Origin of the sequence: Streptomyces xanthochromogenes, from assembly GCF_014650455.1 — a bacterium.
Classification (GTDB): domain Bacteria; phylum Actinomycetota; class Actinomycetes; order Streptomycetales; family Streptomycetaceae; genus Streptomyces; species Streptomyces xanthochromogenes.
In genome coordinates this window covers 339240-363873 of the sequence record NZ_BMUZ01000006.1, presented here as the reverse complement: position 1 = coordinate 363873, position 24634 = coordinate 339240, and the positions used below count along the sequence as shown (strand labels likewise).

The 24634-nt window shown below is 72.8% G+C and carries 19 protein-coding genes; 10 read left to right on the top strand and 9 right to left on the bottom strand.

Features of this window, described 5'->3' with window-relative positions; all coding sequences use genetic code 11:
• Positions 1 to 6: 6 nt before the first annotated feature.
• The 4 genes from ccrA to IE267_RS18405 all read right to left on the bottom strand — a co-directional run bounded on the left by ccrA (position 7) and on the right by IE267_RS18405 (position 6231).
• Positions 7 to 1344, bottom strand: coding sequence for a crotonyl-CoA carboxylase/reductase (gene ccrA, locus IE267_RS18420; protein ID WP_161253685.1), 1338 nt, complete (start codon positions 1342 to 1344; stop codon positions 7 to 9).
• A 422-nt stretch (positions 1345 to 1766) separates the two neighbouring features.
• The gene (locus tag IE267_RS18415; RefSeq protein WP_229861301.1) at positions 1767 to 2573 is read right to left on the bottom strand and encodes a TetR family transcriptional regulator; all 807 of its coding nucleotides are present in this window, start codon (positions 2571 to 2573) and stop codon (positions 1767 to 1769) included.
• Positions 2574 to 2664: 91 nt separating this feature from the next.
• On the bottom strand, positions 2665 to 4446 hold the full coding sequence (locus IE267_RS18410; protein ID WP_189763957.1) for a 3-hydroxyacyl-CoA dehydrogenase family protein: 1782 nt from the start codon (positions 4444 to 4446) through the stop codon (positions 2665 to 2667).
• Between the two features lie 417 nt (positions 4447 to 4863).
• On the bottom strand, positions 4864 to 6231 hold the full coding sequence (locus IE267_RS18405; protein ID WP_189763956.1) for a hypothetical protein: 1368 nt from the start codon (positions 6229 to 6231) through the stop codon (positions 4864 to 4866).
• A 94-nt stretch (positions 6232 to 6325) separates the two neighbouring features.
• On the opposite strand from IE267_RS18405, the gene IE267_RS18400 reads away from it, so the two are divergent.
• Positions 6326 to 6907 (top strand): adenylosuccinate lyase, encoded by a 582-nt coding sequence (locus IE267_RS18400; RefSeq protein WP_161246499.1) that lies wholly within the window; start codon positions 6326 to 6328, stop codon positions 6905 to 6907.
• Positions 6908 to 6942: 35 nt separating this feature from the next.
• Here the strand turns inward: IE267_RS18400 and IE267_RS18395 are convergent, their stop codons facing one another.
• Both IE267_RS18395 and IE267_RS18390 read right to left on the bottom strand, forming a co-directional pair.
• On the bottom strand, positions 6943 to 7353 hold the full coding sequence (locus IE267_RS18395; RefSeq protein ID WP_161246497.1) for a RidA family protein: 411 nt from the start codon (positions 7351 to 7353) through the stop codon (positions 6943 to 6945).
• Between the two features lie 68 nt (positions 7354 to 7421).
• Positions 7422 to 8459, bottom strand: a complete 1038-nt coding sequence (locus IE267_RS18390; RefSeq protein ID WP_167152549.1) for an Rv2578c family radical SAM protein — start codon at positions 8457 to 8459, stop codon at positions 7422 to 7424.
• A 161-nt stretch (positions 8460 to 8620) separates the two neighbouring features.
• Between IE267_RS18390 and IE267_RS18385 the strand changes: the two genes are divergently transcribed.
• From IE267_RS18385 to IE267_RS18370, 4 genes are all read left to right on the top strand, one after another.
• Entirely contained in the window at positions 8621 to 9064 is a 444-nt protein-coding gene (locus IE267_RS18385) for an SRPBCC family protein (protein WP_161246493.1), read from the top strand.
• 134 nt (positions 9065 to 9198) lie between these two features.
• Positions 9199 to 11667 (top strand): MFS transporter, encoded by a 2469-nt coding sequence (locus tag IE267_RS18380; protein ID WP_189763955.1) that lies wholly within the window; start codon positions 9199 to 9201, stop codon positions 11665 to 11667.
• 134 nt (positions 11668 to 11801) lie between these two features.
• Positions 11802 to 14231 (top strand): ATP-binding SpoIIE family protein phosphatase, encoded by a 2430-nt coding sequence (locus tag IE267_RS18375; RefSeq protein WP_189763954.1) that lies wholly within the window; start codon positions 11802 to 11804, stop codon positions 14229 to 14231.
• Positions 14232 to 14506: 275 nt separating this feature from the next.
• On the top strand, positions 14507 to 15244 hold the full coding sequence (locus IE267_RS18370) for a class I SAM-dependent methyltransferase (RefSeq protein WP_167152546.1): 738 nt from the start codon (positions 14507 to 14509) through the stop codon (positions 15242 to 15244).
• 183 nt (positions 15245 to 15427) lie between these two features.
• Here the strand turns inward: IE267_RS18370 and IE267_RS18365 are convergent, their stop codons facing one another.
• The gene (locus IE267_RS18365) at positions 15428 to 15820 is read right to left on the bottom strand and encodes a response regulator (RefSeq protein WP_189763953.1); all 393 of its coding nucleotides are present in this window, start codon (positions 15818 to 15820) and stop codon (positions 15428 to 15430) included.
• Positions 15821 to 16139: 319 nt separating this feature from the next.
• Positions 16140 to 16865 (bottom strand): alpha/beta hydrolase, encoded by a 726-nt coding sequence (locus IE267_RS18360; protein ID WP_189763952.1) that lies wholly within the window; start codon positions 16863 to 16865, stop codon positions 16140 to 16142.
• 248 nt (positions 16866 to 17113) lie between these two features.
• Between IE267_RS18360 and IE267_RS18355 the strand changes: the two genes are divergently transcribed.
• Positions 17114 to 18244, top strand: a complete 1131-nt coding sequence (locus tag IE267_RS18355; RefSeq protein ID WP_189763951.1) for a hypothetical protein — start codon at positions 17114 to 17116, stop codon at positions 18242 to 18244.
• 480 nt (positions 18245 to 18724) lie between these two features.
• On the opposite strand, the gene IE267_RS18350 is transcribed toward IE267_RS18355, so the two are convergent.
• Positions 18725 to 19330 carry a flavin reductase family protein gene (locus tag IE267_RS18350; RefSeq protein ID WP_161247252.1) on the bottom strand — a complete coding sequence of 202 codons (606 nt, stop codon included), beginning with the start codon at positions 19328 to 19330 and terminating at the stop codon, positions 18725 to 18727.
• 203 nt (positions 19331 to 19533) lie between these two features.
• Between IE267_RS18350 and IE267_RS18345 the strand changes: the two genes are divergently transcribed.
• The 4 genes from IE267_RS18345 to IE267_RS18330 are packed head-to-tail and all read left to right on the top strand — an operon-like array spanning position 19534 to position 24634.
• Positions 19534 to 20367, top strand: coding sequence for a M55 family metallopeptidase (locus tag IE267_RS18345; RefSeq protein ID WP_167152542.1), 834 nt, complete (start codon positions 19534 to 19536; stop codon positions 20365 to 20367).
• A complete protein-coding gene (locus tag IE267_RS18340) occupies positions 20360 to 21691 on the top strand; it encodes a M20/M25/M40 family metallo-hydrolase (protein ID WP_189763950.1) in 1332 nt (443 codons plus the stop codon). Before IE267_RS18345 ends, IE267_RS18340 begins: the two co-directional genes overlap by 8 nt.
• A gap of 22 nt (positions 21692 to 21713) precedes the next feature.
• The gene (locus IE267_RS18335; protein ID WP_189763949.1) at positions 21714 to 23702 is read left to right on the top strand and encodes a prolyl oligopeptidase family serine peptidase; all 1989 of its coding nucleotides are present in this window, start codon (positions 21714 to 21716) and stop codon (positions 23700 to 23702) included.
• A complete protein-coding gene (locus IE267_RS18330) occupies positions 23699 to 24634 on the top strand; it encodes a S66 peptidase family protein (RefSeq protein WP_189763948.1) in 936 nt (311 codons plus the stop codon). The genes IE267_RS18335 and IE267_RS18330 overlap by 4 nt, the downstream gene beginning before the upstream one ends.

Below are 24634 nucleotides of genomic sequence, written 5' to 3'. Positions count from 1 at the left end.
CTGGGCCTAGATGTTGCGGAAGCGGTTGATGGCGTCGATGTGCTTCTCGCGCAGCTCGGGGTCGCTGACGCCGAGGCCCTCGCGCGGGGCGAGCGCGAGCACGCCGACCTTGCCCTGGTGCAGGTTGCGGTGCACGTCGTAGGCGGCCTGCCCGGTGTCCTCCAGGGAGTACACCTTGGAGAGCGTCGGGTGGATCTTGCCCTTGGCCACCAGGCGGTTGGCCTCCCACGCCTCGCGGTAGTTGGCGAAGTGCGAACCGATGATGCGCTTGAGGGACATCCACAGGTAGCGGTTGTCGTACTCGTGCATGTAGCCCGATGTGGAGGCGCAGGTGGTGATGGTGCCGCCCTTGCGCGTGACGTAGACGCTCGCGCCGAAGGTCTCCCGGCCGGGGTGCTCGAAGACGATGTCGATGTCCTCGCCGCCGGTGAACTCGCGGATGCGCTTGCCGAAGCGCTTCCACTCCTTGGGGTCCTGGGTCCGCTCGTCCTTCCAGAACCTGTAGTCCTCGGCGTTGCGGTCGATGATCGCCTCGGCGCCCATCGAGCGGCAGATGTCCGCCTTCTGCGGGGAGGACACCACGCAGATCGGGTTGGCGCCGCCCGCGAGCGCGAACTGCGTCGCGTAGGAGCCGAGTCCGCCGCTGGCGCCCCAGATCAGGACGTTGTCGCCCTGCTTCATGCCGGCGCCGTTGCGGGAGACCAGCTGGCGGTACGCGGTCGAGTTCACCAGACCGGGCGCCGCCGCCTCCTCCCAGCTCAAGTGCTTCGGCTTGGGCATGAGTTGGTTGGACTTGACGAGCGCGATCTCCGCGAGGCCGCCGAAGTTCGTCTCGAAGCCCCAGATGCGCTGCTCGGGGTCGAGCATCGTGTCGTTGTGCCCGTCCGAGCTCTCCAGCTCGACCGACAGGCAGTGCGCCACGACCTCGTCGCCGGGGTGCCAGGCGTTGACGCCGGGCCCGGTGCGCAGCACGACGCCGGCGAGGTCGGAGCCGATGATGTGGTGCGGCAGGTCGTGCCGCTTGGTGAGCTCGCTGAGCTTCCCGTAGCGCTCCAGGAAGCTGAAGGTCGAGACGGGCTCGAAGATCGAGGTCCAGACCGAGTTGTAGTTGACCGAGGAGGCCATGACGGCCACCAGGGCTTCGCCCGGGCCGAGTTCGGGGATCGCGACCTCGTCCAGGTGCAGGGACTTGCGGGGGTCCTTGTCGCGGGTGCTGAGCCCGGCGAACATCTCCGCCTCGTCCTTGTGCACGGTGATCGCGCGGTACGACTCGGGGAGCGGCAGAGCGGCGAAGTCGGCGGAGGTGGACTCCGGCGACTGGATCGCGTCCAGGATTTCCTTCACGGTGTTGCCTCCGTCGAAGCGCCCCTGAGGGGCGTTGAGGGTCTTCGGGGGTGGTGCTGTGGAGGTGTGCCGTCGGTTCGGCGGTGTGGTTCGAGTGCGGCAGCGCCTGGTGGGCGCGGGAGGGTTGCCTGTGACGCAGGCGTCCGGGCGCACGCGCCAGTGGCGGCTCGTGGGGACAGTCGGCATATGGCGGTTGCGCCGGCCGCCGACCGCCCGGACAACATCAACGTATGGCACCCGGTGCCAAGTGACAAGACACTGCGTGCCAAGAGTTTCTCTCAATTGCGAAATGGCCCGCGCATATGAGCGATGATCGATCGTTGCAGGTCAGCAGGGTCCAGCGGGGTCCTCCGCGGACGCGCAGACGCCGATGGCCGGAGCCCCGGGAGGGAGCTCCGGCCATCGGCGGTGCGGGCGGAGTGCTACTTGGCCCTGAGGGCCTGCTTGATGCTCTGCATGATCTCGTCGAGCGGCGCGTCCGTGCGGGCCACCGCGACCAGCACCTCGTCGCTGGTCGACACGGACGCCGCGGCTGCTCGCGGCTTGGCCGTACGGCCCGCTCCTATGCCCGAGCCGAAGGTCTCCCGCACGATCGCGAAGGCGTGGTCGAGCTGGCTCTCCACGTCGCCCTGGCCGCCGGCCCGCAGCCAGCGGCGCAGCACGTGGTTGTGCGCGGTGACGACCGCCGAGGCGGCGACCTCCGCGAGCAGCGGGTCGTCGTTCCCCGGCTGGTGGTCGTGCTCGTCGAAGTGGCCGAGCAGATAGCGGGTGAAGAGGCGCTCGTAGCGGGCGACCGAGGCGATCTCGGCCTCCCGCAGGGTCGGCACCTCTCGGGTCAGCTTGTAGCGGGCCACGGACACCGTGGGGGAGCCCGCGTACATCTTCATGACCTCTTTGATGCCCCGGCACACGGTGTCGAGCGGATGCTCGTGCGGCGGCGCCGCGTTCAGGACCGCCTCGGCACGCACCAGCGTGTCGTCGTGGTCCGGGAAGATCGCCTCTTCCTTGGAACGGAAGTGACGGAAGAAGGTCCGCCGGGCGACCCCGGCGCGAGCCGCGATCTCGTCGACGGTGGTGGCCTCGTACCCCTTCGCGGAGAACAGGTCCATCGCCGCGGCCGCCAGCTCGCGGCGCATCTTGAGGCGCTGCGCGGCCGCCCTGCTGCCCGCGGCGGTTTCCGGGGCGTCGGGCACAGCGTTCGTACGGGAGGACCTGGCTGGCTGGGGCATGGACCGAACGTACTGCATATCCGCAGGAAGTCGCGCCCACGGGGGCGGGCTGCCCGGAGGTTCGAGCAGCCCGCCCCACCCCGCCTCCGGATCAGCGCCGGGCATACTCGCGGAATCCGCGGCCCGTCTTGCGGCCGAGGCAGCCGGCCGCGACGAGGTGTTCGAGCAGCGGCGCGGGGGCCAGGCCCGGGTCGCGGAACTCGGCGTGCAGCACCTTCTCGATGGCCAGCGAGACGTCCAGGCCCACCACGTCGAGGAGTTCGAACGGGCCCATCGGGTAGCCGCCGCCCAGCTTCATCGCGGCGTCGATGTCGTCCAGGGTCGCGTAGTGCTCCTGCACCATCTTGATCGCGTTGTTGAGGTACGGGAAGAGCAGCGCGTTGACGATGAATCCGGCACGGTCGCCGCAGTCCACCGGGTGCTTGCGGATCTTCGCGGTGACCTCGCGGACGGTGGCGTGCACCTCGTCGGAGGTGAGCACCGTGCGGACCACCTCGACGAGCTTCATCGCGGGGGCCGGGTTGAAGAAGTGCATCCCGATGACGTCCTGCGGGCGCGAGGTGGCGCGGGCGCACGCGACCACGGGCAGCGAGGAGGTGGTGGTGGCGAGCACCGCGCCCGGCTTGCAGATCTTGTCCAGGGCCGCGAAGAGCTGCTGCTTGACCTCCAGGTCCTCGGCGACCGCCTCGACGGCGAGGTCGACCTCCGCGAAGGACTCCAGCGCCCCCGCCGCCGTGATCCGGTTCAGGGTCTCGTCGCGTGCCTCGGCGGTGATCCGGCCCTTGTCGACGGAGCGCGAAAGCGACTTGCCGATACGGGACTTGGCGGTCTCCGCCTTCTCCAGGCTGCGCGCCGCGAGCACCACGTGGTAGCCGGCCTTGGCGAAGACCTCGGCGATGCCGGAGGCCATGGTGCCCGAGCCGGCCACGCCGACCGAGCGGATCTCCCGGCCGCCGCCCGCGCCCGCGATGCTGCCCGGCGTCTGGGCGTCGGGCACCACGACCGAGCTGCCCTCGCCCTCGTACGTGTAGAAGCCGCGGCCCCGCTTGCGGCCGGTCAGCCCCGCCTCGGTGAGCTGGCCGAGGATGGGGGCGGGCGCGTGCAGCCGGTCCTGGGAGGAGGCGTACATCGCCTCCAGGACGGTCCGCGCGGTGTCGATGCCGATCAGGTCGAGCAGTTCCAGCGGGCCCATCGGCAGCCCGCAGCCCAGCTTCATCGCGGCGTCGATGTCCTCGCGCGAGGCGTACTTGGACTCGTACATCGCGGCCGCCTGGTTGAGGTAGCCGAAGAGCAGCCCGTCGGCGACGAAGCCGGGTCGGTCGCCGACCGCGACGGGCTCCTTGCCGAGGTCGAGGGCGAGCGCGGTGACCGCGTCGACGGCCGGGGGCGCGGTGAGCACGGACGACACGATCTCGACGAGCTTCATCGCGGGCGCCGGGTTGAAGAAGTGCAGGCCGATGACGCGCTCGGGGTGCGCGGAGTCGGCGGCGAGCCGGGTCACCGAGAGGGCGTTGGTGCCGGTCGCCAGGATCGTGGTGGGCGCGACGATGGAGTCGAGCGCGTGGAAGACCTGCTGCTTGAGCTCGTACGACTCGGGCACGACCTCGATGACGAGCTCGGCCTCGGCCGCGGCCTGGAGGTCGGTGAAGGTACGGAACCGGGCGAGGATGTCACCGCGCTCCTGCGGGGTGATCCGCTCACGGGCCACCGCGCGGGCCGTGGAGGCCTCCAGGGCGGCCACGGCCTGGCGGCCGGCGCGCTCGCTGATGTCGATGCCGATGACCTCGCGCCCGGCGCGGGCCAGGACCTCGGCGATGCCGGTGCCCATCGTGCCGAGTCCGACCACGGCGACAGTGTTCAGGGGGACGTCCATCACGGGACTCCAGGGATGAGTGACGACTGAGAGAGGGCGCACGCAACCGGCATCAGGGGGCGCTCGAATACGCCAACGGGCGCACGGCGTGCGGGAGTTGTGTCGTGGTGCAAAGGCCGACGGCCCTGTCCCGGGGCACGTCGTACAGAACTGCCGAACCGACGATCACTCGCGGTGGCTGCGTCACCAGGCCACCGGAGTCGCGGGGGTTACCCGCTCACTTGAGGTTAACCGGCGAGTAACGAGCGCGCCAGACCCGCGGTGCCACCTGTGTGTGTGATCTGGCTCGCCCTGGTCGAGGACGGGTCGACCACGGGGCGAGGGGCGGGGCGAGGGCGGCCCCGGGGACGGGGACGGGGGCGGGGGCGGGGCGGGGCCCTTCGCCGACTGGCCCCCGACCGGTCGTCGGGGGTCCGGTCAGCCGGACGGCCGGGGCGGTTCACCCGCGGCCCGCAGTTCGTCGGCGGCCCGTTCCGCCCACGGCCGGGCGCCGATCCGCTCGAAGGCGAGCCGCGCGGACCGCAGCAGCGGGCGCGCTTCGGCGGTCCTGCGCTGCAGGCGAAGCCAGCGGCCGTACGCGCACTCGGCCCGGGCCCGCGGCCACGGCCAGCGGGCCAGGTTGTCCGCGAGGGCCCGCCGGAACAGGGTCTCCGCCTCCACGTCGTCGGCAAGCACCGCGGCCGCGTACCGCAGCTGGACGCGGAGCAAGGAGGCCGGGGAGCCCGCGGTGCGCCGCGCGAGGGAGCCGGCCACCGCCGCGGCGTCGCCCCGGCGCCGCAGGTGCAGGGCGGCCTCGGCCAGGAAGCCGATCGCGCCGAAACTGTCACGGCACGGCGAACCGCCGTCCGGCGCGGGCGAGTCGGAACCCTGCCCGTCCCCCTCGGGCGGGTCGAGACCGACCCCGTACGGACCGGGCGCACCGGGATCGGGTCCGTCCTCCTCGGGGAACAGCCCCCGCAGCAGGTCGTACGCCGCTTCGTACCGCCCGTCCGCGCAGGCGGCGATGCCCCGCACCAGGCGCACCCGCGCGCCTGCCTCGGCGCTGTGGCCCGCGGCCCGGTCCACGAGGAGCAGTGCGGCTTCGGTGTCTCCGCGCAGGGCCGCGGCCTGCGCCCCGGTCGTCACCGCCTCCACCGTGCACGCCTCGTGCCCCGGGGCGGAGGTGAGCCGGCGGATCTCCTCGGCGGCCCGGGCGGCCCGGTGCCGGTCGCCGAGATCGAGCAGGGCCCGGGCCTGTGTCGCGAGGACGCAAGGGAGCGGGCCGAGCCGGTCCTGAGCGCGGAGCAACGACTCCGCGCGGTCGAGGAAGTCCGCCGCGAGCACCGGTTCGCCCACGGCGTGCGCGGCCGTACCGAGCAGCCGCAGATCTTCGGCGTCGCTCATCTGCTCCGCACGGAACCGGCCCAACTCGCCCATCACCCAGGCGGCTTGACGCACTGGCTGGGCCAGGGCGAGGGTCGCGATCCGGCGGATGCCCGGCTCCTGCCCGGCCGGTGACGCCGCCAGGGCGGCGATGCGTTCGCGCGCGGCCGCTCCCGTCCGCGCCCGCCAGCCGCGCAGCGCCGCGGCGAGCAGGAGGTCGGGAGCGAGCGACGGATCGCCCCCGAGCACGGCCCGCTCGGCCGCGGTGCAGAGGTCGAGCACCTCGGCGGTGGCGTCCGTCGGGCCGGCTGTGCAGCTCTCGTCCGGACACGTCGCCGGGGCCGGGTCGCGCTCGGCCCGGCGGCCGGGTAACCAGGGGCGCGCGGGGCGTTCATCCCGCGCGGGGACACCGTTGGGCTCCATGGAACCGCTCCTTGCCCGTGGCATTTTCCCGGCGGACGCCGGGATCCGATCATCCTTGGGGTGCCAACGCCCTTGCGCTACTAGGCTTTTGGACATGGACGAGGAGTTCCGGTCCCTGGTGGACCGGGTGCGGGGCGAGAGCGGTGGATCAGCGGCGTACGAGCGGCTGATCGCCACCGTCGACCAGGGCGAACTGGCGGCGGTGCTCATCGAGCCCGAACGCCCGCTCTGGGCACGGGAGATCGCGGCGTTCCGGCTCGGCGTCGCGGGGGACCGGCGGGCCTTCGAGTCGCTGATCCTGCTGCTCAACCACCGCGACCCGGAGCGCTGTGTGACCGCGGCGTACGCGCTGGCCAAGCTCGGCGACCCGCGCACCGCGCGTGCCGCCGCGGCCCTCGCCACCAATGAGCTGCGCACCGCCTACGCGCTGCACCCCGTACGGCTGCTCACCGCGCTGCGCGCCCCGGAGTCCGTACCGGCCCTGATCAAGACCCTGCGTCCGCTGCTCTCGCCGCACAACCCCTACGGACGCGTGGCCACGGCCTGCATCGAGGGGCTGGGCGAGCTCGGCGACAAGCAGGCCGTCGAGGTGCTCAACGAAGCCCTGGCCCACCCCAGGCTCGCCCGCTCGGCGGCCTGGGCGCTGCGCCGGATCCAGGCGGGCCGGGGGCGCTAGCGCCGTCGGAAGCGCTCGGGGCGGGGCGGGGCAGCTCAGGCGTGATCGGCCGGGTCCGTCACCGCGAACGCCTCGATCTCCACCAGGAGTTCGGGCCGGAACAGCGCGCTGACCTGGACCGCGGAGCTGGCCGGCAACTGGTCGGGGGAGATCACGGCGTCCCGGGCGGCGCGCACGGCGGGCAGGTGCGCCACGTCCGTGACGAAGTAGGTCAGCTTCACCACGTCCTCGAACGTGGCGCCCGCCGCGGCCAGGCAGCGGCGCAGGTTCTCGAAGACCTGGTCGGCCTGCGCCCGTGCGTCGCCCTCGCCGACCACCGCCCCCTTCTCGTCCAGCGCGCACTGCCCCGATATCGCGACGAACCGGCCGGTGCCCCAGACCACATGGCTGTAGCCGTTGCCGGGAGCGATGCCTTCGGGGGCCAGGATGCGCGTCGGTGAAGTCATGGTCACCATCCTCGCGCACGCCACTGACAATCGGGCCCGGACCCCGGAGTTGGGGGTGTCCGTCCTGTTCAGAGCAGCGTGAGCTGGGTCGGTTCCGGCTCGGCGGGCGCCTGGACGACCGGGATGCGCCGGGCGGCGCCCCGGTGCGCCGGGCCGATACCGAACTCGGTGGCGAGCTCGTGCACCTGGCCGGTGATCCGGCGCTGGTACCACTTCGGCGCGTACGCGCCCTCCGCGTACAGCCGCTCGTAGCGCCGCACCAGGTGGGGATGGTGCTGTCCCAGCCACGCCATGAACCATTCGCGTGCGCCCGGCCGCAGATGGAGCACGAGCGGGGTCACCGAGGTGGCGCCCGAGGCGGCGATCGCCCGCACGGTGGCCCGCAGTTGGTCGGGGTGGTCGCCGAGGAAGGGGATCACCGGCGCCATCAGGACCCCGCAGCCGATGCCGTGCTCGGTCAGTGTGCGGACCACGTCGAGCCTGCGCTCGGGGGCCGGGGTGCCCGGTTCGACCGTGCGCCACAGCTCCCGGTCGACGAAGCCCACCGAGACCGAAATGCCCACCTCGGTCACCTGGGCCGCCTGCTTGAGCAGTTCCAGGTCGCGCAGGACGAGCGTGCCCTTGGTCAGGATGGAGAACGGGTTCGCGTGGTCGCGCAGTGCGGCGATGATGCCGGGCATCAGCTGGTAGCGGCCCTCCGCACGTTGGTAGCAGTCGACGTTGGTGCCCATCGCGATGTGCGCGCCCTGCCAGCGGCGCGAGGCCAGATGCCCGCGCAGCAGCTCGGGGGCGTTCACCTTCACCACGATCTGCGAGTCGAAGCCGAGGCCCGTGTCCAGGTCCAGATAGCTGTGCGTCTTGCGGGCGAAGCAGTACACGCAGGCGTGCGAGCAGCCGCGATAGGGGTTGACGGTCCATTCGAACGGCATCCGCGAGGCGCCCGGCACCCGGTTGACGATCGAGCGGGCCCGGATCTCGTGGAAGGTGATCCCGCGGAACTCGGGGGTGTCGAACGTGCGGGTGGTCACCGTGTCCGCGGCGAACAGCGCGGCGGTGCGGCCCGCGGCCTCCGGGGCGTCGTCGTCGGCGAGATTCTCCCAGCGCATGAACGCCTCCTCCGTTCCCGTGGGCCCTGTTCGGTCACGCCCACCCCTGAATAGAACACATGTTCCCTTCTTGATCGCAACCCGGATTATGACCGGAGACCCCGAGGTGGTTGGCTTGGCCCACCCCGAACCCCGGAAACACAAGTGCTGGAGGAAAAGCCATGGCGCAGGTCGAGGCCACGACGGAGCGGATCGTCACGGCGGATCCGGAGACCGTGTTCGACATGCTGGCCGACTACAAGGACGGCCGCCCCAAGCTCCTGCCGGAGCACTTCAGCGAGTACGAGGTCCGCGAGGGCGGCGACGGCGAGGGCACCCTCGTCCACTGGAAGCTCCAGGCCACCAGCAAGCGCGTCCGCGACTGCCTCCTGGAGGTCACCGAGCCGACCGACGGACAGCTCGTCGAGAAGGACCGCAACTCGTCCATGGTCACCACCTGGACCGTGACGCCCGCGGGCGAGGGCCGCTCCAAGGTCGTCGTCAGCACCGTGTGGAACGGCGCGGGCGGCGTCGGCGGTTTCTTCGAAAGGACCTTCGCGCCCAAGGGACTTGGCCGCATCTACGACGCGATCCTCGCCAAGCTCGCCGCCGAGGTCGAGAAGTAGCCCGCTCGAACCCTTTCGTACGGTCACCGGTTCGGGTGGATTTCCGTTCCGGCCCGTTGTGCGCCGTAGGTGCTCCCGCCAGCGCTTAAGCCCCCGGCGCACGCCCGTCGCCCCCCTCGTCTCGCTTGCCCCGGATGTCGGCCAATGCGAGAAATGCCTCGGCGCAAGCGCGACGAGGGGAGAGTTACGTGGGCGGGATCACTCTGGTGAAGGACGACGAGCGGGCTGTCGAGCCCGTTCCGGTCCCGGCACCACCACCGGAGGACCAACTCCCGCAGCCCGAGGCCGCGTTGGACCCGCGCCGGGTGCGGACGGTCTTCCTCGGGCTGATGCTCACCCTGCTGCTCGCGGCGCTCGACCAGATGATCGTGGCGACCGCGCTGCCCAAGATCGTCGGCGATCTGCACGGCCTGGACAAGGTCTCCTGGGCCGTCACCGCCTACCTCCTCGCCTCGACCATCGGACTGCCGATCTACGGCAAGCTCGGCGACCTCTTCGGGCGCAAGCCCGTCTTCCAGTTCGCGATCGTCGTGTTCGTGATCGGCTCGGCGCTCGCCGGCTGGTCCCGCACGATGAACGAGCTGATCGCCTTCCGCGCGATGCAGGGCATCGGCGGCGGCGGCCTCATGATCGGTGTCCAGGCGATCATCGCGGACATCGTGCCGCCCCGACAGCGCGGCCGGTTCATGGGCCTGATCGGCGCCGTCTTCGGGCTCGCCTCGGTGGCCGGTCCGCTGCTCGGCGGCTTCTTCACCGACCACGCCTCCTGGCGCTGGTGCTTCTACATCAACGTGCCGTTCGGCCTGGTCACCCTCGCCGTGATCACCGTCGTACTGAAACTGCCCCGGCCCCGCGTGCGGCCCCGGCTCGACGTACTCGGCATGCTGCTGCTCGCCGCCGCCTCAACCTGCCTGGTCCTGCTGACCAGTTGGGGCGGCACCGAGTACGCCTGGGGCTCGCGCACCATCCTGGGACTCGCCGCGGGCGCCGCCGGAACGACCCTGCTGTTCCTGGTCGTCGAGAACTTCGCGGCCGAACCCGTCATCCCGCTGCGGCTGTTCCGCGACTCGATCTTCAACATCTCCGGGCTCGTCGGCGCGGTCATCGGCGTCGCGCTCTTCGGCGCCGCCAGCTACCTGCCGACCTATCTGCAAATGGTCGACGGGGCCAGCGCCACCGAGTCCGGACTGCTGGTGCTGCCCATGATGGGCGGCATCGTCGGCGCCTCGATCATCTCCGGTCAGCTCATCAGCCGGACCGGTCACTACCGGATCTACCCGATCCTCGGCGGCGCGATCTCCGCGGTCGGCATGTGGCTGCTCTCCAAGCTCGGCACCGACACCCCGCGCCTCGACTACAGCCTCTGGATGGCCGTGCTCGGCGCGGGCATCGGCCTGGTCATGCCGGTCCTGGTGCTCGCCGTGCAGAACGCGGTGGCCCCCGCCGACCTTGGCACCGCCACCAGCGCCAACAACTACTTCCGGCAGATCGGCGGCAGCGTCGGCGCGGCGATCTTCGGCACCCTGTTCACCAATCGCCTCGCCCACGCGCTCACCGAACGCCTTCCGGCCGGAGCCCGTCTGCCCGACCCCGAGTCGATCACCCCGCAACTGGTGCACGCCCTGCCGCCCGCGCTGCGCGACGGGTACATCCGGGCGTACGCCGACGCCATGCCGCGGATCTTCCTCTACCTCGTGCCGGTGCTCGTGCTCGGCTTCGTCCTCGCCTTCTTCCTCAAGGAGAAACCGCTGGTGTCCCACAACGCCCCCGCCACCGAGAACGCCCCCATCGGCGACACCGCACCCCTGCCCCACGCCCGCACCGCGCCCACCTCCGGTTACGTCAGCGGCGTTCCGGTCACCGGCACCGTCCAGCACCACGACGGCAGCACCGTGCCGCGCGCCGCCCTCACCCTCGTCGACGTACGCGGCCAGCAGGTCGGGCGCGGCGCCAGCGGTGCGGACGGGCGGTACGCGCTGAGCGTGCCCGGCGCCGGCTCCTACGTCCTGATCGCCGCGGCCGGCGGTCACCAGCCGCAGGCCGTCGCCGTCACCGTGGGCGAGCGCCCGGTGGACCTCGACGTGGTGCTCGGCGGCGCGGGCCGCCTCGCCGGGACGGTGGTCACCGCCGACGGCACTCCCGTACGGGACGCCGCCGTCACCCTCACCGACGTACGCGGCGAGGTCGTCTCCGCGACCCGCAGTGGACGCGAAGGGACTTACGTCATCGGGGAGTTGGTGGCGGGCGAGTACACCCTGGCCGCCAGCGCCCCCGCCTTCCGCCCCGCCGCCCTCCCGGTCAGCGTCCAGGCCTCCCGCGAGACCCGCCAGGACATCGAGCTGGCCGGGGGAGCGGTCCTGCGCGGCACGGTCCGCGCGGGCGGCGGCCGCCCGGTCGAGGACGCGAGGGTCACCCTGCTGGACGCCGCGGGCAACGTGGTCGACACCCTCACCACGGGCCCCGACGGCACCTTCCGCTTCGTGGACCTGTCCTCGGGCGAGTACACGGTGATCGCGGCGGGGTACCCGCCGGTGGCCACGGTGCTCCAGGTCGCGGGCGGGGGGCGGACCGAGCGGGACCTTCAACTGGGGCACGAGGACTGACCTTTGGTCAATGCGCCCGGCATGTGCGCGCGGGCGCACGCCCATTCACAGGTTGGCTCCCGCGCGGCACCGCGGACCCCGTACGGTGGTGGGACAGCCGCCGTTCCTCGCGGCGGGGAAGGAGCCTTCCACCCATGGACAGTGGTACTCCGCCGAAGCTGCCGCACCAGCTTGCCGCGGCCGGCCGGATCCCGCTCGCCGTGATCGTCGTGGACGGTGACGGCCTCGTGTCGCACTGGTCTTCGGGTGCCCGCAGGCTGTTCGGCCCCGGCAAGGAGGAGGCGGTCGGCAGGCCGGCCGCCGATCTGCTGCCCGTCTCCGGGGCCCTGGAGCAGAGTTACGACGACTACGACGTGTTCGACGAGTTCGGCCCCGGGCTCGACGCGCCGCTCGCCGGGCGCACCGCCTACCCCAGCGCCGGCCGCGCCACCCTGTCCGAACCGGGCCGGGAGCGTACCGATGTGCTGTGGTGGGCCTACCCGTTGGTCGGGCCCGGGTCCGAGCGGCTGCTGGTGCTCGCGGCCGACGCCCGGCAGTTCCAGGAGGACGGCGATGGCGACGACGCCTCGGTCGAGCGGATAGCTCCCGGCTTCGCCCTGCACACCGACTTCCCCGGCGCCGACGAGCTGGCCCGGCGGCTGCCCGAGATCCTGCCCAGCATGAGCGTCGGCGAGAGCTCCCGGATAGTGTCCCAGGTCCTTGAACTGGGCTATCCCGTGCTGGAGTTCAGCCAGCACGACCGCGTGCCGGTCACCCCCGACTGGGGCGTGCCCCGGCGCGCCGAGCACCGGGCCGCACGGCGCCGCCACCCCCTGGAGCCGGTCACCCAGCCCCAGGGGCCCGCGCCCGAGTTCGCTGCCGACCTCGAATACGCGGCGGTCCGCGAGCGGCTCGAATTCCTCAACGAGGTCAGCGGCCGTATCGGTTCCTCCCTCGATCTGTCCCGCACCATCCAGGAGGTCAGCGCGGCCGTCGTGCCGCGCTTCACCGACGTCGCGGGCACCTATCTGCGCGAGCAGGTCATCGCGGGCGAGGGCTTCCTCGACGGGCCGCCCGACGAGCGGACCCTGTGGCACCGGGTGGCCGTCGAGCACGTCGACGCCCCGGGCCGCTGGGACGACGTGGTGCCGGTCGGCGAGTCCATGCCGTTCCCCGCGCACACCCCGTTCTTCCAGTGCATGACGTCGGGCGACCCCGTCCTGGTGCCCCGGATCAGCGAGCAGATGGGCACCGCCATCGCCTCGCAGTTCGAGAAGCGCGACATCCGTCCGCTCATCAACGGCCGCTCGATGCTGGTCGTACCGCTCAAGGCGCGCAACGTGGTGCTCGGTTTCATGGTCCTGCTGCGGCACGCCGAGCGGGCCGAGTTCAACGACATGGACCGTGTCACCGGCGCCGAACTGGCCGCCCGCGCCGGGCTCGTCCTCGACAACGCCCGCATGTACACCTACCAGGAGAGCGTCGCCGACACCCTCCAGGATTCGATGCTGCCGCAGGTCACCCCGCGCATGGCCGGCTGCGACACGGCCACGCGCTATCTGCCCGGCACCCTGCTCGGCCGGGTCGGAGGCGACTGGTTCGACTCGATCAAGCTGCCCGGCTCACGCACTGCCCTGGTGGTCGGCGACGTCATGGGTCACGGCCTCAACTCGGCCGCCATGATGGGGCAGTTGCGCACGGCGGTGCAGACGATGGCCGCGCTCGACCTGCCGCCCGACCAACTCCTGCGCAATCTCGACGACTTGGCCCAGCGCCTGGGCGAGCACTACCTCGCCACCTGCCTGTACGCGGTCTACGACCCGATCAGGGGCGAGCTCCTGATGGCCAACGCGGGCCATGTGCCACCGGTGATCGTACGGTCGGCCGACGGCCGCAGCGAACTCCTCGAACTGCCCACCGGCGCCCCGATCGGCGTCGGCGGAGTGCCGTTCGAGACGGCCCGCATCAGGGTCGAACCCGGCGACCGGCTCGTCATGTGCACCGACGGGCTCGTCGAGGTGCGTGGCGAGGACATAGGGGTCGGCCTCGCCACGCTCTGCGAGTCCGCCGCCCACCCGGCGGCCTCCATGGACGACGCCTGCGACACGATCATCCGCGCCCTCAACACCTGCGGCGGCCGCAAGGACGATGTCGCGCTGCTCCTGGCCCGGCTCAACGGCATCGCCCGCGAGGACGTCGCCGAATGGCGCCTGGACGCGGACCCGCGCGAGGTCGGCCGGGCCCGCCGCCTGGTCCGCGAACAGCTCGCCCAGTGGGGCCTTTCGGAGGTCGCCGAAACCGTGGAGCTGCTGGTCAGCGAGGTCGTCACGAACGGCGTCCGGCACGCACACGGCCATCGGGTGGAGCTGCGTCTGGTGCGCAGCGAAGCGCTGCTGTGCGAGGTGGTCGACGACGACCACATGCTGCCCACGCTCCTGAGCGCGGGCCCGGACGACGAGACGGGCCGGGGCCTGCGCGTCGTCAACGCGCTCGCCCGCGAGTGGGGCACCAGCCGCACCGGCAGCGGCAAGACCGTCTGGTTCGACGTGGCACTCCCGCGCCGCACGGGGCGCCGCACGCGCTGACCTCCTGCCCCGGAGCGCGGGCACGGGCCCCGGAGCGCGGGCACGGGCCCCGCCGGGCGGCCACGGGCGGCGCTCCCCAACTCCCCGCGCACGGGGCTTTGTTCGTGCCAGTACTCCCGCGGCGTACGGGCAGGGTGGCCTCCGGCTGCGCCCCGACACGCCCCAACTTCGCCTGGTCGAACGGCTGGTGAAGGTATCGGCACGCTTCTTGTCCGGCGTGCGCCCCGCGGGGTACACCGATCTTGACACTGTGCATGCTGCCTGGGGAGTCGGTCATGAGCGTGACGAGCAAGTATCTGGACGCCTGGGAAGGGTTCTGGCGAGAGGCGCCGGACGAGCAGGGTGCGGTCTTCTGGGACGCGGAACCCGCCCTGACCGCAGCCCGTCACCTCGCCCACTTCGCCGCCCGCATCGACCGCCCCGACCTGCCCCTGGTGGACCTCGGCTGCGGCAACGGCACCCAGACCCGCTATCTCGCCGCCCGCTATCCGAAGGTGACCGGCGTCGATCTCTCGCTCGCCGCCGTCGAGCACGCCCGGGGCCAGGACCCGGACGGGGAGGCCGAGTTCGAGCAGCTGGACGCCACCGACCCCAAGGCCGTGGCGGAACTGCACGGCCGCCTCGGTGACGCCAACGTGTACGTACGCGGCGTACTGCACCAGTGCGATCCCGTCGACCGGCAGCCGGTGGCCGATGCCATCGCCACGCTGCTCGGGGAGCACGGGCGGGCCTTCGTGGTGGAGCTCGCCGAGGCCGCGAAGGCGGTCCTGGCAGGTCTGGCCCAGAGCCCGCAGGGCCCGCCGCCCAAACTCCGCCCCGTCTTCGCGCACGGGCTCGCGCCGGCCGAGGTCTCGGACGCCGCCCTCGGGCAGCTCCTCACCGACGCGGGTCTGACGGTGGTGGCCGAGGGCCAACTCCCGCTCATCAGCACGGAGTACACGGCCGACGGCCGTCGCATCGAGCTGCCGTCGAGATGGCTGGTCGTCGGCAGGGCGGGCGCGACGGCCTCCTGAACCGCGGGACGGCTCAGCTCCCGCCGGAGGTGGGCCGCGCGACGGTGCGTCCGCAGTCCCAGGAGCCCTCGCTCCCGGGAATGTCGGCATACCGACGCATGCGCCACTTCAGCATCCCGCGCCCCACCGCAGCCCGCGTGGCGCGACCCCACGGGGACCGGCGGCGCCGGGGCCGCGCGCGGCTCACTGGTCCGGGTCGCAGCTCTCCCGGCGCCGCCCGATCGTGATCAGCGCGTCCATGAGCGCGTCCTGGTCGTCCCGCGCCGCCAGATGTACCGCCCCCTCCTCCAGGACGGCGTGCAGTTCGGGCAGCACGGCGGTGGCGGGGGTCGTCCGCAGGATGACTCCGCTGGGCGGGGTCAGCGAGCGCAGCCCGATGAACAGGGCGGCCGGATCGCTGTCGCCGTGCATGCTCGGGTCGAGGACGGTGACGTCGGGCAGCAGGACATGGGCCTGTGCCAGAGCGAGCCGGGGGCTCGGGGTGTGCGAGATCACGCGGAAGTGGTGGTTGCGGTGAATGCGCTCACGCAACAGCGCGGCTTCCTCGTCAGTGGCTACGAGCAGGACGGTCATCACCCGTCCAGCATGGGCGAACCCGCCGCCACCAGCCACGCGAGCCGCCGCCGGCAGCCACGCGAGCCGCCGCCGGCAGCCACGCGAGCCGCCGCCGGCAGCCACGCGAGCCGCCGCCACCAGCCACGCGAGCCGCCGTCCCGGCCCGCCAGGGCCCGGCGCCGACCGGGTGCGACCCGCGCGTGGGAGGGACCCGGCCCCGCCGGCGGGAGCGGTACGGGCCTGGGCGCGCGGCGGGTGGGCCCAGGTCCGGGAGGGGCGGACCGGGTCGCTCCTGCGCCCGGGTGCACAGCAGGGCCGACGACGTTCCGGGTCGGCCGGGTCAGGCCGCTCCGGTGAGGGCCGCCGCCGCGATGAGCCGGGCCGTCTCGCGGCCGGCCCGCAGGGCGTCGGCGCCGGTCGCGGGCACACAGTGGCCGAGGGCCGGGTCGTAGCAGGTCATGACGATGCCCGCGTGGTCGGTGTCCGCCTCGTGCAGGGACACGGGCCACTGGCGCTTCTCCAGCTCGGCGGCGAAGGTGCGCGAATGGTGGCTCTCCACCACCGTGTCCGCCGTGCCGTGGATCAGGACGGCGGGCACGCGGGGCCCCTCGGCCGCGGCCAGGTCCTCCAGCGGGACGGAACCCGTGCTGCGCCCGGACCGCGAGTACAGACCGGCGATGCCCACGACGGCCTTCGGCACGAAGCCGTCCATCAGGTCGGGGCGCAGCGCGGTGCCGATCGCCGCCCCCGCCCCCACCGACCAGCCCGCCACCACGAGCCGCCCCGCGGCGTCGGCACCGGCCGCGTTCTCCCGTACGTATCGCAGGGACGCGAGCAGCTGCGCGCGGCCGCCGTCGGGTGCGTCCGAACGCCAGTCGGGCACGAAGACGGTCAGCCCGTGCGAGGCGGTCTCCGCGGCGAGCGTCGCGACCTCGAACCGCGTGTCCGGGCCCATGCCGTGCCACAGCAGCACCGCCGGGGCGCCCTCGGGCCCGTACACATCGAGGAGTTGGGGTGTGTCCCCGTCCTCCCGGTAGGTGACGGTCCGGACGGTGCTGATCGGCATGGGGTGTCCTCGGGTCGCGCGGCTCGGCACCGCTGAAGTGACCTTCACCGTAAGGGTGGCCGTGGGAGGCGGGCCCGCCGGGGTGGGGATCGGGCGTATCCGACAATCGTCGCGCCTCGGCGCGGGATGCGACCTAAATTGCCCATTGCTGGGACCAATTGCGTCCATTTACGGGAATTGCCGTTGCCCTGGCGCGAGTTGGGGAACGCGTGGGGCAGTACGGGCCGTCGACCGGATACGGTGCTGGTGTGCTGATCAAGGGGGATGACCCGGGGACGGCGTTGCTGCTGGCGGCCGCCCCGGTGAACAAGAGCCGTCTCGTGGACGCGGCCTCGGTCCTGCCGGGCCTGGCGGCGGTCGCTCCGGCCGTGCTCACCGGTACTGCCGCGGCCACCGTCGTGGAGCTCGCCGACCCGGTGGACCCGCAGACCGTGCTGACCCGGATTCGTGCCGTGGCCGCCTCGCCGGGGCCGCTGTTCCTTTTCGTGGCGGGCCAGTTGCACATCGACGGCAAGCAGCACCAGGTGCATCTCGCGCTCGCCCGCACCACCCCCGCGAGCCTGCGCTACACCGCGCTGCCGTGGGCCTGGCTCGCCCACGAACTCCAGGTGCGGGCACCCGGTACGACGACCGTGCTGGTCGACCTGGCCTGCGATCCGGCGGCCTGGGAGCGGGTGGCGCAGGAGGGCCTCGCGCTCGGCCCCGGGGTCCGTCTGTACGGCAGGGTCGCCGCTCCCTCCGGGCGCGGAAGGGCGGTCGCCCCGGACTATCTGAAGACGTACGCCGAGGTGTGGCGGGGCGGCGCCCGTCCCTCGCTCGCGGAACTCCACGCGTACGCCGCGGACCGTGCGGGCCACGAGAACGCCCGCTACCTGGCGCTCGACGGCCCGCCCCTGGGCCCCGGCCCCGCCCCGGTCCAGGCGCCGGCCGGCCCACCCGCCCAGGCCGACCCGCATCCGGCGATCCTGGCCGCCGCCCACGCCGGGCGGCACGGCGAGGCGGCCTCGATGGCGGCGGTGTGGGAGAGCGAGGCGATGCGGATGTACGGGCCCGGGTCCCTGGAGGCGGTCCACTGGCTGGAGGTCCGCGCCGACCTCGCCCGCCTCGCCCTGGAGCCCGCCCGCTCCTGCGAGCTGTGGATGGCCGCGGCCCAGGCCAGGCTCGCCAGGCACCAGAGCACCGACAACACCGATGTCGAGGCGGCCGTCGACCGGGCCCACCACCAGTGGGAACAGCTCCGCGACGCGGAACGGGCCCGTTCCCTCGGCCCGGCCCTCGTCACCCTGCGCCGCCAGGTCGCGGGCCGTCGGCGTGGGGCCCTCGAAGCGGTGCAGCGCAGGATCGAGCAGTTGCAGGCGGTCCCGGCCGCGGGTCGTTAGTCCCCTTGCCCCACAGCGCGGCCGCGCGCGACGGACGGCCGCGCCCGTCCCGTCCGGTCCGGTGGCGCTGAGGTCAGGGCCCGCCGCCCCCTGCGGGGCCGTTGCCGCCAGGTCCGCAGCGCGCACCCGGAGCGGCCGGGGCCCGCTCCGGTGCTACCGCCGCAAGCGGCGCAGGCGCTCCTGCCAGCGGCCCGTGAAACGCCCGGCCAGATAGACGCGGCGTGCACAGCTGCGCGCGCGGCGGGCCGCCCATGCCGCTCGACGGGCCCGGGTCCGCAGCGGGCCGGTCCGTACGGAAGGGAGCGAGCCGTGTGCCCTAGGTCTGCCCATGCCTCCAGGGTGGTCCGCCCGCACGGCCCGCGCACGCCGAGGGAACGCAGGCCCGCGTCCGGCACGCCGGGGGTCAGGGGAGGGAACCCCGGCCCTCGCCAGGCACGCCAGGACCCCGCTCGGCCCGGCCCCGCTCGCCGGGCTGTTGCCTCAGCCGCGCCCGTGCTCCGCGTACGGCACCCGTGCCAGCTCGCGCACCTGCCCCAGGGTGCTCCACTCGTCCTTGCCGAGCCGGGCCAGCGGGAGGAGGCGGGTGATCTCGGGGTGGCCGTCGACCATGACCTCCTCCGACACCACGGCGTGCACCACGCGTCCGAACACGACCGTCGAGTTCCCGATGCCGAGCGTGCTGTGCAGCTCGCATTCGAGGGCCACCGGCGACTGGGCCACCCGCGGCGGCTTCACCCGCAGGCTCGGCTCGGTGGCCAGACCCGCCTGCTCGAACTCGCTCACCCCGTGCGGGAAGTCGGTCGCGGTGCCGTTGACCGCGTCGAAGAGCGGCTCGGAGGCGAAGTTGACCACGAACTGCCCGGTCGCCTCGGCATTGCGCAGCGAGTCCTTGCGTCCCACCGAGGTGAACTGGACGACGGGCGGTGCCACGGAGGAGATCGTGAAGAAGGAGTGCGGCGCCAGGTTGGGGGTCCCGTCCGCGGTCACCGTCGACACCCAGGCGATGGGCCGCGGCACCACGGTGGCGGTGAGCAGCCGGTAGAAGTCCTGGGGGGCGACGCTCGCGGGATCGAAGTCGATACGCATGCGGCCCAGTATCCAACGCGGCCTCTTGCGCGCTGCCCCGGCCGGGTCGTGCCGGACCCACCCGGCGCCCCCGTGTCCCCGGCCGGGCCGTGCCGGACCGACTCGGGCGCCCCCGCGTCCCCGGGCCGCGTCACAGGTATGGACCTCTGGGTGTCCGTGCGGTCCCTGGCCCGGGTATTGCGCTGCGGGTACGGTGGGGCGCCATGAAGATCCTCATCAGTGCGGACATGGAAGGCGCCACCGGAGTCACCTGGCCGGCCGACGTGCTCCCCGGTACGCCGCAGTGGGAGCGCTGCCGGAGCATGTTCACGTCCGACGTGAACGCCGCGGTGCTCGGGTTCTTCGACGGGGGCGCCGACGAGGTGCTCATCAACGAGGCGCACTGGACCATGCGCAATCTGCTCCTCGAACGGCTCGACGAACGGGCCCAGATGCTCACCGGCAAGCACAAGTCGCTGTCCATGGTGGAGGGCGTCCAGCACGGTGACGTCGACGGGATCGCCTTCGTCGGCTACCACACGGGCGCCGGTACGGCCGGAGTGCTCGCCCACACCTACCTCGCCAACTCCATCACCGGAGTGTGGCTGAACGGCACCCGCGCGAGCGAGGGGCTGCTCAACGCCCATGTCGTCGCCGAGTACGGGGTGCCCGTGGTCCTGGTCACCGGCGACGACCTCACCTGCGCCGACGCCGAGGGCTACGCGCCCGCGGCCCGCAAGGTCGCCGTCAAGGACCACGTCTCGCGGTACGCGGCGGTGTGCCGCACCCCGGCCCGCACCGCCGGGGACATCAGGGCCGCCGCGAAGGAGGCCTGCGCGCTGGCCCGCAGAGCCGCGCCGCTGGCCGGCGGTCCCTTCACCGTGGAGATCGAGTTCGACGCCGAGCACCTCGCGGACGCGGCCACCGTGGTGCCCGGCGTGGAGCGTACGGGTGAACGGCGCGTCTCCTACACCGAAGTGACGATGTATCAGGGAATCCGCACTTTCAAGGCGGTCACCACGGTCGCCTCGTCCGCGGTGGAGGAACAGTATGGCTGAGGTGGAGACGGCCGATCAGGTGGCGCTCGACGAGGCGGTGACCTTCACCTCCGAGCTGATCCGGATCGACACCAGCAACCGGGGCGGCGGCGACTGCCGGGAGCGGCCCGCCGCCGAGTACGTCGCCGAACGCCTCGCGGCGGCCGGCCTGGAGCCCCGCATGCTGGAGCGCACCGAGGGGCGCACCAACGTGGTCGCCCGGATCGAGGGAACCGACCCGTCGGCCGACGCGCTGCTCGTGCACGGACACCTCGACGTGGTGCCCGCCGAGGCCGCCGACTGGAGCGTGCACCCCTTCTCGGGCGAGATCGCCGACGGCATGGTCTGGGGCCGGGGCGCCGTCGACATGAAGAACATGGACGCGATGGTCCTCGCGGTCGTCCGCGCCTGGGCCCGGCACGGAGTGCGCCCCCGGCGGGACATCGTCCTCGCCTACACCGCCGACGAGGAGGCCAGCGCCGTCGACGGCTCGGGCTTCCTCGCCGACCACCACCGCGAACTCTTCGAGGGCTGCACCGAGGGCATCAGCGAGTCGGGCGGCGTCACCTTCCACGCCGGCCGCGGCATGGAGATCTACCCGGTCGGGGCGGGGGAGCGCGGCACCGCCTGGCTGCGCCTGACCGCACACGGCCGCGCGGGCCACGGCTCCAAGGTGAACCGGTCCAACGCGGTCAGCCGGCTCGCCGCCGCCGTCGCCCGCATCGGCGAACACGAGTGGCCGGTCCGCATCACCCCGACGGTCCGCGCGAGCCTCGTCGAACTGGCCGCCCTGCACGGCATCGACGCCGACCCCGACGCCCCCGACTTCGACGCCGACGAACTGCTCGGCAAGCTCGGCCCCGCCGCCGCCTTGGTCGAGCCGGTGATCCGCAACAGCGCCAACCCGACCATGCTGGACGCCGGTTACAAGGTCAACGTCATCCCCGGGCACGCCACCGCACACGTCGACGGGCGGACCGTGCCCGGCGGCGAGGCCGAATTCCGCACCGTCATGGACGAGTTGACCGGGCCCTACGTCGACTGGGACTTCCACCACGGCGAGGTCGCGCTCCAAGCGCCCGTCGACTCGCCGACGTACCGCAAACTGCGGGCCGCCATCGAGCGGTTCGCGCCCGAGGGCCATGTCGTGCCGTATTGCATGTCGGGCGGCACCGACGCCAAGCAGTTCTCGCGGCTCGGCATCACCGGATACGGTTTCGCACCGCTGCGCATGCCGCCCGGCCTCGACTACCAGGCGCTGTTCCACGGCGTCGACGAACGGGTCCCCGTGGACGCGCTGCACTTCGGCGTCCGCGTCCTCGACCACTACCTGCGCTCCGCATAGCCTCCCGAGGAGAGTCCCCACGATGGTGCCCACCGCGCCCTACGGAAGCTGGCCTTCACCCATCGACGCGGCGCTCGCCGCCGCCCACGAGGGCCGCGCCGACGATGTCGCCGTCGTCGGCGACCACGTGTGGTGGACGGAGCCACGCTCCGCGGAGGGCGGCAGGCGGACCCTCGTGCGCCGAGGCCCCGACGGCACGGCACGCCAGGTCCTGCCCGAGCCGTGGAACGTCCGCAGCAGGGTCATGGAGTACGGAGGACGGCCCTGGGACGGCGTGGACCGCGGCGCCGACGGCCCGCTCGTCGTCTTCGCGCACTTCACCGACCAGCGCCTCTACGCGTTCGAGCCGGACGGCACCGCCGCGCCACGGCCGCTCACCCCGCTCTCGGCGGTCGGCGAGGGGCTGCGCTGGGTCGACCCCCGGATCGACCTCGACCGGGGTGAAGTGTGGTGCGTGCTGGAGGAGTTCACCGGTGCGGCGCCCACCGACGTGCGCCGCGTGATCGTCGCCGTCCCCCTGGACGGATCGGCTGCCGAAAACCGGTTCTCGGTAAGGGAGTTGAGTGACGGAAGGCATCATTTCGTCACCGGCCCCCGGCTCTCGCCGGACGGCCGCCTGGCCGCCTGGATCGGCTGGGACCACCCCCGGATGCCGTGGGACGGAACCGAGTTGATCGTCGCCGAGGTCGGCGAGGACGGAGACCTGCGGCGCACCCGCACCGTGGCCGGCGGGCCGGAGGAGTCCGTCGCGCAGGCCGACTGGGCCGCCGACGGCAGGCTCCTGTTCGCCTCCGACCGCAGCGGCTGGTGGAACCTGTACCGTGCCGACCCGGCCGACCCCGCCGACGGCCCGGCCGTCGCGCTGTGCCCCCGCGACGAGGAGTTCGCGGGCCCCCTGTGGCAGGCCGGGCGGCGCTGGTTCCAGCCCCTGGACAGCGGCCTGATCGCCGTCGTGCACGGAGCCGGCGCCACCACGCTCGGCATACTCGACCCCGAGAGCGGCGAGGTCGTCGACGCCGCCGGACCCTGGACGCAGTGGTCCTCCACGCTCGCCGCCCACGGCAGCCGCGTCGTGGGCGTGGCCGTGAGCCCGCGCACCTCCGCCGAACTCGTCGAACTCGACACCGCCACCGGCCGCGCCCGCGTGATCGGCTGCGCCCACACCGACGCGGTCGACCCGGCGTACTACCCCGAACCGCTGGTCCGCACCTACACCGGACCGGGCGGCCGGGAGATCCACGCCCACGTCTACCCGCCGCACAGCCCCGACCACACCGCCCCCGCCGGTGAACTGCCGCCCTATGTGGTCTGGGCACACGGCGGCCCCACCGGCTGTGTGTCCCTCGCACTCGACCTGGAGACCGCCTACTTCACCTCGCGTGGCATCGGCGTCGTCAAGGTCGACTACGGCGGCTCCACGGGCTACGGGCGCGCCTACCGCAACCGGCTGCGCGAACAGTGGGGCATCGTCGACGTCGAGGACTGCGCCGCCGTCGCCCGCGCCCTGGCCGAGAACGGCACCGCCGACCCCCGCCGCCTCGCGATCCGCGGCGGCAGCGCGGGCGGCTGGACCACGGCCGCCTCCCTCGCCGGCACCGACGTCTACGCCTGCGGCACGATCCTCTACCCCGTCCTCGACCTCGCGGGCTGGCTCGACGTCACCCACGACTTCGAATCGCGCTACCTGGACAGCCTCATCGGTCCCTACGCCGAGGTGCCCGACCGCTACCGCGACCGCTCGCCCGCCCAGCACACCGATCGCATCACCGCGCCCTTCCTGCTGCTCCAGGGCCTGGACGACGCGATCTGCCCGCCGGTGCAGTGCGAGCAGTTCCTGGAGAAGCTGACCGGGCGCGGCATCCCGCATGCCTACCTCACCTTCGAGGGCGAGGGCCACGGCTTCCGTCGCGCGGACACCGTGATCCGTGCCCTGGAGGCCGAACTCTCCCTGTACACGCAGGTGTTCGCGATCGACCGGAACGACATCCCGCTCCTGGAGCTCACCAAGTGAACGCCGCCGGACTCACCCGCCCGCACCGCCTCGCCCCCGGCGCCAGGATCGCCGTGGTGGCGCCCAGCGGACCCGTCGTCGAGGAACGCCTCCAGGAAGGGCTCGACGTCCTGCGCGGCTGGGGCCTCGATCCCGTCGCCACCCCCCAAGTCACCGACCGGCACCCACAGTTCAGATATCTGGCGGGTGAGGACGAGAAGCGGGCCCGGGACTTCCAGGACGCCTGGTGCGACCCGGGCGTCGACGCCGTGATGTGCGGCCGGGGCGGCTACGGCGTCCAGCGCATGGTCGACCTGCTCGACTGGGAGGCGCTGCGGGCGGCCGGGCCCAAGGTGCTCATCGGCTACAGCGATGTGACCGCCCTGCACGAGGCGTTCGCCGTCCGGCTCGGCCTTTCCACCCTGCACGGCCCGATGGCCTCCACGCTCGCCTTCATCAACAACGCCACCACCCAGCAGTCCCTGCGCACCACCCTGTTCGAGCCCGAGGCCGCCCTGGTCCTCGGCCTGCCCGGCGCACGGCCCCTGGTCCCGGGCCGCGCCCGGGGCGTCACGGTCGGCGGCTGCCTCTCCCTGCTGGCCGCCGACCTCGCCACCCCCCACGGCCGACGGTCCGCAGGGGGCGGGCTGCTGCTGCTCGAAGACGTCGGCGAGGAGGACTACCGGCTGGATCGCACCCTGACCCAACTCCTGCGCGCGGGCTGGCTGGAGGGCGTCACCGGCGTCGCGCTCGGCTCCTGGAAGGACTGCGGACCGTACGAGGAGCGGGTGCGCCCGGTGCTGCGCGAAAGGCTCGGCCGGCTCGGCGTGCCCGTCGTGGAGGACCTGGGCTTCGGCCACTGCGACACGGCCCTGACGATGCCGCTCGGGGTGCCCGCGGTCCTCGACGCGGACAGCGGCACGCTGACCCTCGAGATGCCCGCTCTGGCATGA

Bases quoted from the DNA above. Each gene is read 5' to 3' on its own strand.
- IE267_RS18350 (WP_161247252.1), bottom strand. From the start codon at position 19,330: ATGCGTATCGACTTCGATCCCGCGAGCGTCGCCCCCCAGGACTTCTAC.
- IE267_RS18345 (WP_167152542.1), top strand. From the start codon at position 19,534: ATGAAGATCCTCATCAGTGCGGACATGGAAGGCGCCACCGGAGTCACC.
- IE267_RS18380 (WP_189763955.1), top strand. From the start codon at position 9,199: ATGTCGGCCAATGCGAGAAATGCCTCGGCGCAAGCGCGACGAGGGGAG.
- IE267_RS18390 (WP_167152549.1), bottom strand. From the start codon at position 8,459: ATGCGCTGGGAGAATCTCGCCGACGACGACGCCCCGGAGGCCGCGGGC.
- IE267_RS18405 (WP_189763956.1), bottom strand. From the start codon at position 6,231: ATGGAGCCCAACGGTGTCCCCGCGCGGGATGAACGCCCCGCGCGCCCC.
- IE267_RS18375 (WP_189763954.1), top strand. From the start codon at position 11,802: ATGGACAGTGGTACTCCGCCGAAGCTGCCGCACCAGCTTGCCGCGGCC.
- IE267_RS18385 (WP_161246493.1), top strand. From the start codon at position 8,621: ATGGCGCAGGTCGAGGCCACGACGGAGCGGATCGTCACGGCGGATCCG.
- IE267_RS18360 (WP_189763952.1), bottom strand. From the start codon at position 16,865: ATGCCGATCAGCACCGTCCGGACCGTCACCTACCGGGAGGACGGGGAC.
- IE267_RS18335 (WP_189763949.1), top strand. From the start codon at position 21,714: ATGGTGCCCACCGCGCCCTACGGAAGCTGGCCTTCACCCATCGACGCG.
- IE267_RS18340 (WP_189763950.1), top strand. From the start codon at position 20,360: ATGGCTGAGGTGGAGACGGCCGATCAGGTGGCGCTCGACGAGGCGGTG.
- IE267_RS18415 (WP_229861301.1), bottom strand. From the start codon at position 2,573: ATGCCCCAGCCAGCCAGGTCCTCCCGTACGAACGCTGTGCCCGACGCC.
- IE267_RS18395 (WP_161246497.1), bottom strand. From the start codon at position 7,353: ATGACTTCACCGACGCGCATCCTGGCCCCCGAAGGCATCGCTCCCGGC.
- IE267_RS18400 (WP_161246499.1), top strand. From the start codon at position 6,326: ATGGACGAGGAGTTCCGGTCCCTGGTGGACCGGGTGCGGGGCGAGAGC.
- IE267_RS18370 (WP_167152546.1), top strand. From the start codon at position 14,507: ATGAGCGTGACGAGCAAGTATCTGGACGCCTGGGAAGGGTTCTGGCGA.
- IE267_RS18410 (WP_189763957.1), bottom strand. From the start codon at position 4,446: ATGGACGTCCCCCTGAACACTGTCGCCGTGGTCGGACTCGGCACGATG.